Source organism: Hymenobacter negativus, assembly GCF_016056375.1.
Classification (GTDB): domain Bacteria; phylum Bacteroidota; class Bacteroidia; order Cytophagales; family Hymenobacteraceae; genus Hymenobacter; species Hymenobacter negativus_A.
Genome location: NZ_JAEDAE010000008.1, coordinates 264,396 through 271,660 on the forward strand (window position 1 = coordinate 264,396; position 7,265 = coordinate 271,660).

The window sequence follows — 7,265 nt, forward strand, 5'->3', positions numbered from 1 at the left end:
TTATGAGTTATGAGTTGGCTCGGGGGCTTCAGGTGCGGCAGCTGATGTTGGCGGCGTGCCGGCCTGCTGGGCGACCAGTGGCGCAGCGGCAGCCAGCACCTGAGCATTGCGGCGGCGCAGGTACCAGCTCAGGCCCAGCAGCAGGACGCCGCCCAGCAGGAAAAACAGCGACTTATCCATGAAGCCCCAGGTGAGCTTGAAATAGGCCACCGCCGTAGCGGCCACAAACAGCACCGCGCCAATGGTAAGCTGCTCGGGGTCATGCTCGCGGTTGGCGCGGGCCAGCACCGAGCCGGCGTGGGCATACAGCACCACCAGTGTAGCCACGGCCAACGACAGCCCGCCCGAGAGGTAAAACCCCGGCAGCAGCAACAGCCACTCAGGCAGTGTACCGAGGCGGCCCCGCGCCCGCTTGCCGGCCACCGACACGGCCAGCACCGCCACCAACGCTGCCAGGTAGGGCAGCAGCGGCGGCCGCAGGATGTTGGCATAGGCGTCGGCCTCACCAAAAATGGCCAGCCCGAACATGAACAGATACGCCGCTACCAACGAGGGCACCTGCAGGGCCCGCCCGCCGGCGCGGTTGGGCTGCCAGTCGCCGGCTGCGTAGATGAGCATGGCCGGCACGAAAAACCAGGTGATTTTGGAATGCTGCACAATGATGAACAGCCCCGCCTGCCACAGCAAGCCCACCGCCAGGACGGTGGCGCTCACGGTATCGGGCCGCCGCCACCAGTAGTAGCCCATGCCGCCCACCACCAGCCAGGCCGTGACGTAGCTGAAAATTCCCAGCGACTCGACGCAGTACGTCTGCACCGCTGCGCCGATGAGCACCGTGAGCAGCACCAGCAGCCGCGAGCCGTACACATAGCTCAGGGCGGTGCCGGCTATCACCCAGGCCAACAAGCCGCTGGCATCGTAGCCCACCAGCTGAAAAAGCTGGCTGGTGAGGATGATGCTGGCCCCGAATAGCAGCAGCCCAAGGCCGATGAGGCCGTGACCAAGGTCGGGGTTGCCACGGCGCAGGAAATAGGCCCCGGCGCTGTAGCTGCCCAGCAGACTGCCCAGCAGCAGCGCCAGCCGCAGGGCTGCGGGCAGGCCCTGCCAGTTGGCAGCCACCACGCTCAGGCCGCTCAGGCCCACCAGCACGCTGCCCAGGATGGGGAGCAGGCCCAGGGCGGGCGCTTCTTGCGGGTAGCGGGCCAGCAATTGCTGCCGCTGCGCCTCGCTAATGAGGCCATCGGTGACCCAGCCGGGGCTTTCGGTATCGAGAAATTTGCGGGACATGGCCGAAATGTAACGCCAAGTTTGGCCCTGAAACAGAGTGGCGGGGGGAGTAGCAGGGTTTGATGGTGGCAAAAGCACCGGGCGAGAAATGCCAAACCGGCCGGCTCAACGGTAAAAACCTGGCTGAAGCTCATCGAAATTTTGCGTGGGTTCGCGGCTTTTTTGGGTTGATTGGCCAGATTCGGAGCGGCGGCAGAGACGTGAGGCGGGTTGTTTTGGGCATTCTTCACTCTCAAGCCCACGCTTATGAAACTGATGCTTCCGCTTTGTCAACTGGCCACGGCTCTGTTGCTCTGGCTACCATTTGCCAGCCCCGCCCAAACGCCCGCCCCGGCGCCGGCCGAAACGGTATTTGCCGGCGTGCCACAGGAAAACATTGTGGGCGAGGCCCCGGACTTCAAGCTATTCGACCAGAAATTCTACGACAACCAGCTATTTTTTCTGGGCGAATCGCACGGCGTGCAACGGCCGCAGGAGCTGGATTTCGCCCTTCTCAAACACCTCAACCAGCGCGCCGGCGTGCGTACCTACCTGGCCGAAGTAGATGCCCCCAAAGCCTACTACCTGAACGAATACCTGCGCACGGGCCAGGACAGCACCTTGCGTCGCGTGTTCCGGAGCTGGGTAGCCGGACGGGCGCAGTGGGGCAATCAGGATTTTTACCACAAAATCCAGCGCATCCGGGCTTTGAACCAGACGCTGCCAGCGGCCCGGCGCATCCGCTTTGTGGGCATCGACGGCTTGCAGGACCTGCCGCTGGCCGCCGACTACGTGCGGGCACTACTGCCCCGCCAGCCGGTGCCCGCCCCACTGCGCGGTCAGCTAGACTCAGCGATGACCCTGCTACGCGGCACGGCGACCGGCTCGCTGGCGGCCCTCGGCGCGCGCACCGCGCAGGAGTTGGAGCGCCCGGCGGCACGGTACCAGCAGGCCCTCGGGGCTGATAATTACGCCAACCTGGCGCTGTTGCTGCGCAACCTCGCTTACGCCGGACAGGGCCTGAGCCGCGAGGCCATGCTGTTTGCCAACTTCGAAACCGTGTACCGCACCAAGCGGCTGGACCGCGAAAAGCTCTACGGCATGTGGGGCCTGGCCCATGTGCTGCAAAGCCCCGTGCAGGGCAATTTTACCATGCTGGCGGCCCGCATCCGTCAAAGTACTCTGCCGCTGCACCACAAGGTGGCCTCAGTGCTGTGCGTGTTCAGCGGCTGCCAGATGCTATACCCCAGCGCCGGGCTGCCCGCGCCTTGGCAAACGCCCAGCCAGCCCTACAGCATCACCGACAAATTCAACCACGACGGCCCGCTGGTGGTGCTGGAAGGCCTGGCCGAGCTGAAGCAGCGCACCGCGCCCGGCAGCAGCACCCTGTTCCGGCTCGATGCGCCGGGCGCGGCCAGCCTGCGCCAGCCCATCCGGCTGCGCTACGCGCCGGGCATGCCCGCCGACCAGCAGTTGCAGTTCCAACCCCAGGTGCCGGCAGCGGCCTACGCGCAGTACCTGCTGCTGGTGCGCGACTCGGGCCCGGTGCAACCGCTGCGGCCCGCCACCGGCCCCGTTGGCCGCCGCTAACCCCGCATCCGGGTGCATATTGCCAACCGGCCCGTTTTTTCCATTCCGCATGAGCTCCTTATTTACCGGCCAGCGGCCTTCGCGCTCCGACCTGCAGCTGGTGGCCGCCTACTGGCTGGTGGTGGCCCCGGTGCTGCTGCTGCAGTACCGGGCCGATACCGGCGGCGGCGCCAGGCAGGTGCTGCCCGTGGTGGCGGCCACCGTGCTGTTCGATACCGCCACCGTGGCGCTGCTGGTGGGCGGGCTGCTTCCGCTGTTTCTTCGGGGGCGGCACTGGCTGGGGCTGGGGCTGCTACTGCCGTTTCTGGTGCTGAGCGGCAGCGCCTACCTCGGCCTGTATGGCCGGCTGCTGGGGCATCCCATCAGCCTGGCGGGGTCGCACATTGTGCTGGGGGCCGTGGCCCACGCCAAAAGCTACGGTCTGCTGGCCGTGCTGCTCACCGGCAAGCGCTATTTTGAGGCCCAGCGCCATGTACTGCTGCTGCAAAAGGCCCAGGCCGAAAGTGCCCTGCGCAACCTCAAGGCACAGCTTGACCCGCACTTTCTGTTCAACAACCTTAACGTGCTGCGTGGCCTTATTCAGGAAGACCCGGCGGGCGCCAACGAGTTTGTGACGCGGCTGGCGGCGCTCTACCGCTTCCTCATCCGGCACCAGCACGAGGACGTGGTACCCTTGGCCGAGGAGCTGCAGTTTGCCGACGAATACGTGTACCTGCTGCGCCACCGCTTCGGGGCGGCCTACGAATTCAGCCAGCAGCTGCCCCCGGCGGCCGACGTAGCCGAGCTGTTGCTGGTGCCCGGCACCATTCAGCTGCTGCTCGAAAACGCCATTAAGCATAACGCCGGCAACGAAGACGTGCCCCTGCTCATTAGCCTCGAAGCCACGGCCACGGCCCTTACCGTGCGCCACGCCCGCCGGCCCAAGCGCACGCCCGTGGAGTCGGCCGGCACGGGGCTGGCCAACTTGCGCGAGCGGTACCGGCTGCTGTTTCAGCAGGAAATCCGGGTCGAAGCCCTCGCCGATTCATTTACGGTCACCATTCCGCTGCTGCGCCAGGCCCGCCGGGCCGCCGTGGCCCAGCCGCTCGTTAGCGCATGAATATCCTGATTCTGGAAGACGAGGAGCCCGCTGCCCGCCAGCTCACGCAGCTGCTGGCCCAGGCCGGGTACGCCACCCCGCCGCCCGTGCTCCGCAGCGTGGAAAAGGCCCTGGCCTGGCTCCAAACCCATCCCCTACCCGACCTCATTCTCTCGGATATTGAATTGCTCGACGGCAACGTTTTTTCGCTGTACGAGCAGTTTCCCGTCGCTTGCCCCATCATCTTCACCACGGCCTACGACCAGTTTCTGCTGGCCGCGTTTCGGGGCAATGGCATTGCCTACCTGCTCAAGCCCTTCACCTTGGAGCAATTGCAGGCTGCCCTGGCCAAGTACGAACGGCTGCGCACCAGTTTCGCGCCACCGCCGGCTGCCACGCCCAGCCTGCCGCCCGACGTGATGCGCGAGCTGACCCAAGCGCTGCGCCAGCACAGCCAGCCGACCTACAAGCAGCGCTTTTCGGTCCGGATGCGCAACGGCCTCCACCTGCTCCAGACCGACGACATCGCCTACCTGCAAGCCGACGAAGGCGTGACTTTCGCCATCGACGGGGCCGGCACACGCTACCCCCTCAGCGGCACGCTGGCGGAGCTGGAGCGCCAGCTCGACCCCAGCCGCTTCGGCCGCCTCAACCGTTCCGAGCTGGTGAATGTAGCCTTCATCGAGCGGGCCGAGCCGTATTTCAACAACCGCCTCGCCGTGAAGCTGCGCGCGCCCGGCGTCACCCTCACCACCAGCGCCGCCCAAACGCCCGAGTTTCGCCGCTGGCTGGAGGGGTAATTGTAGCGTGGACTTTGCGGGTCCGCGTGTGGCGGGTGTCGTTCGGGCAGGCGCGGACTCACAGAGTCCACGCTACGGCTTCATTTCCGTGCCCGCGTCATTTCGCGCTTGCCGGGCGGGCCGGGCAGCTTTTCGGTGAGCCAGCCAGCAGCGCGCAGGTTGCGCCGGAACTGGCCTTGGGCGCAGTAGCTCACCAGCACCGCGCCGGGCGCAGCGGCGGCATGGAGCTGGGAAAATATGGCCTCGCTCCACAGCTCGGGCTGTTTTTCGGGGGCGAAGGCATCGAAATAGATGAGGTGGTAATGCACGGCGGGCAGCATGGCGGCTTGCAGCGCCTGGTGCAGTTTGCGCAGCCGGAAGCCGGGCCGCAGCTCTACCAGCACATTCCAGGGCGCGGCGTGCAACTCAGCAAATAGCTCTTTGAGGGGAGTGCCCCGCTCGTCCCACTCAGGCTGCAGGGCGGCTACTATGGCGGGCGGCAGCGGGAAGGTTTCGAGGCCGTCGTACTCGATGGCGGCGCCGGCGGCCTGGGCCGCATCCAGCGTCAGCAGGGCGTTCAGGCCGGTACCGAGGCCAATTTCGAGGATACGCAGGGGTTGACCGGTTTCGGCAGTGGCAGGGAGCAGCGGCAGCAGCCCGTGCCGGATGAATACGTGCGCCGACTCCTGCCGTGCCCCGTGCTGCGAGTGGTAATGCTCGTTCAGGGCCGGTACAAACAGCGTGGCCGAGCCGTCGGCCGTGCGACGCACTTCTACCTTTGGCTCGTCAGAAAAAGATGGATTATGGTTGCCTCGTTGCTCGTTTTCCAATTCACTCATTCGCTCAGTTACTCATTCACTCCTTGCAAAGATGCCCCGCGTAAAAGTAGCCCTGCCCGCCGCCTTCCCCTTCGCCACCGACATTCCGGTCCGCATCACCGACCTCAACTATGGTGGGCACCTCGGCAACGATGCCCTGCTGGGCCTGCTGCACGAGGCGCGGGTGCATTTCCTGCGCTCGGTGGGCCTGGACAGTGACTACGATGCCGTTACCAAGCTCGGCCTCATCATGGTGGACGTGGCCGTGGAATACAAAGGCGAAGCCTTCCACGGCGACGTGCTGCGCTTCCAGATGGCCGGTAACGACCTCAGCAAGTACGGCTTCGACGTGGTGTACCACGTGCACAACCAAGCCGGCAAGGAAATAGCCCGCGCCAAAACCGGCATGCTCTGCTTCGACTACAACATCCGGAAGTTGCGCCCGCTGCCGCCGGAGCTGGCCGCGCGGCTATAACTGTTATTCCGAGCGCAGCGAGGAATCTGAGCCAAACGCATTACCCAGATTCCTCGCTGCGCTCGGAATGACAGCCGCGCCGGGAACCCAACGCCCTGTTGGCTTGTATCTTTGCACTATGCTGCTAGAATTGCCCCTCGCCCCCACCGTTAAGAAGCGTGATATCCGCAAAACCTCGCCCGACGAGCTCAAGGCCTTTATGGTGGAGCACGGCGAGAAGCCCTTCCGCGCCAAGCAGGTAACGGAGTGGCTGTGGAAGAACACGGCCGCCACGTTTGAGGAGATGAACAACATCTCAGTGGCCACCCGCGAGCTGCTCGACCAGCACTTCGTCATCAACGGCGTGACGGTGCAAAACAAGCAGCTCAGCAACGACGGCACCATCAAATCGGCTTTCAAGCTCTACGATGGCAACGTGGTGGAAGGCGTGCTCATCCCGCACGACACGCGCATGACGGCCTGCATCAGCTCGCAGGTGGGCTGCTCGCTCACGTGCAAGTTCTGCGCTACGGGCTACATGGACCGCAAGCGCAACCTCGACGCGGCCGAGATATACGACCAGGTGGTACGCATCCGGGAGCAGTGCGAGGCCCAGTACGGCACGCCGCTCACCAACATCGTGTACATGGGCATGGGCGAGCCGCTGCTCAACTACGCCAACGTGGTGGAAAGCGTGCGCCGTATCACCGCGCCCGATGGCCTGAACATGGCCCCGCGCCGCATCACCATCAGCACGGCCGGCATTGCCAAGATGATTAAAAAGCTGGCCGATGACGACGTGAAGGCCAACCTGGCCCTCTCGCTGCACGCCCCGACGGACGTGAAGCGCAACGAAATCATGCCCATCAACGAGGCCAACTCGCTGGCCGCGCTGAAGGAAGCCCTGCAGTACTACCACCAGAAAACCGGCCGCAAAGTCACGTATGAATACATCGTGTTCGACGGCTTCAACGACGGGCTGGACGACGCAGCCGAGCTGCTGAAAATCAGCAAGTGGCTGCCCTGCAAAATCAACCTGATTGAGTACAACCCCATCGACAACGCCAGCTACCAGAACGCGGAGGCCGACAAAATCACCGCCTTCCACAAGTTCCTGGCCGACCGTGGTGTGCAAACCAATATCCGCCGCTCGCGCGGCAAGGACATCGACGCGGCTTGCGGTCAGCTGGCGGTGAAGGAGGAAAAGACGGCGGCTTAGAATCGGCGGCGCTTACGTTCCCAAAAGGCCGGGCCTTGCTGCATTGAATTTGCAGCAAGGC

At 64.7% G+C, this 7,265-nt stretch carries 7 protein-coding genes; 5 read left to right on the top strand and 2 right to left on the bottom strand.

Annotation, left to right across the window (positions count from 1 at the left end; genetic code table 11):
• On the bottom strand, positions 1–1,287 hold the full coding sequence (locus tag I7X13_RS17000; RefSeq protein ID WP_198076381.1) for a DUF2157 domain-containing protein: 1,287 nt from the start codon (positions 1,285–1,287) through the stop codon (positions 1–3).
• A 246-nt stretch (positions 1,288–1,533) separates the two neighbouring features.
• Between I7X13_RS17000 and I7X13_RS17005 the strand changes: the two genes are divergently transcribed.
• Genes I7X13_RS17005 through I7X13_RS17015 form a run of 3 tightly spaced genes read left to right on the top strand, consistent with a single transcriptional unit; the run spans position 1,534 to position 4,734 of the window.
• Positions 1,534–2,856: an erythromycin esterase family protein gene (locus I7X13_RS17005; RefSeq protein WP_198076382.1), complete on the top strand. Its 1,323-nt coding sequence runs from the start codon at positions 1,534–1,536 to the stop codon at positions 2,854–2,856.
• Positions 2,857–2,905: 49 nt separating this feature from the next.
• Positions 2,906–3,955, top strand: a complete 1,050-nt coding sequence (locus tag I7X13_RS17010) for a sensor histidine kinase (protein ID WP_198076383.1) — start codon at positions 2,906–2,908, stop codon at positions 3,953–3,955.
• Positions 3,952–4,734, top strand: a complete 783-nt coding sequence (locus I7X13_RS17015; protein ID WP_198076384.1) for a LytR/AlgR family response regulator transcription factor — start codon at positions 3,952–3,954, stop codon at positions 4,732–4,734. Before I7X13_RS17010 ends, I7X13_RS17015 begins: the two co-directional genes overlap by 4 nt.
• A gap of 80 nt (positions 4,735–4,814) precedes the next feature.
• Here I7X13_RS17015 and mnmD read toward each other — a convergent pair whose 3' ends face one another.
• Positions 4,815–5,552 (bottom strand): tRNA (5-methylaminomethyl-2-thiouridine)(34)-methyltransferase MnmD, encoded by a 738-nt coding sequence (gene mnmD, locus I7X13_RS17020; RefSeq protein ID WP_198076385.1) that lies wholly within the window; start codon positions 5,550–5,552, stop codon positions 4,815–4,817.
• 31 nt (positions 5,553–5,583) lie between these two features.
• On the opposite strand from mnmD, the gene I7X13_RS17025 reads away from it, so the two are divergent.
• Both I7X13_RS17025 and rlmN read left to right on the top strand, forming a co-directional pair.
• Positions 5,584–6,006, top strand: coding sequence for a thioesterase family protein (locus tag I7X13_RS17025; RefSeq protein ID WP_198069836.1), 423 nt, complete (start codon positions 5,584–5,586; stop codon positions 6,004–6,006).
• Positions 6,007–6,124: 118 nt separating this feature from the next.
• Positions 6,125–7,204, top strand: coding sequence for a 23S rRNA (adenine(2503)-C(2))-methyltransferase RlmN (rlmN, locus tag I7X13_RS17030; protein WP_198069835.1), 1,080 nt, complete (start codon positions 6,125–6,127; stop codon positions 7,202–7,204).
• Positions 7,205–7,265 lie beyond the last annotated feature (61 nt).

What these genes read in the sequence shown, in the direction of transcription:
- I7X13_RS17010 (WP_198076383.1), top strand. Translation starts at nt 2,906, where the DNA reads ATGAGCTCCTTATTTACCGGCCAGCGGCCTTCGCGCTCCGACCTGCAG.
- I7X13_RS17025 (WP_198069836.1), top strand. Translation starts at nt 5,584, where the DNA reads ATGCCCCGCGTAAAAGTAGCCCTGCCCGCCGCCTTCCCCTTCGCCACC.
- I7X13_RS17015 (WP_198076384.1), top strand. Translation starts at nt 3,952, where the DNA reads ATGAATATCCTGATTCTGGAAGACGAGGAGCCCGCTGCCCGCCAGCTC.
- I7X13_RS17000 (WP_198076381.1), bottom strand. Translation starts at nt 1,287, where the DNA reads ATGTCCCGCAAATTTCTCGATACCGAAAGCCCCGGCTGGGTCACCGAT.
- I7X13_RS17005 (WP_198076382.1), top strand. Translation starts at nt 1,534, where the DNA reads ATGAAACTGATGCTTCCGCTTTGTCAACTGGCCACGGCTCTGTTGCTC.
- rlmN (WP_198069835.1), top strand. Translation starts at nt 6,125, where the DNA reads ATGCTGCTAGAATTGCCCCTCGCCCCCACCGTTAAGAAGCGTGATATC.
- mnmD (WP_198076385.1), bottom strand. Translation starts at nt 5,552, where the DNA reads ATGAGTGAATTGGAAAACGAGCAACGAGGCAACCATAATCCATCTTTT.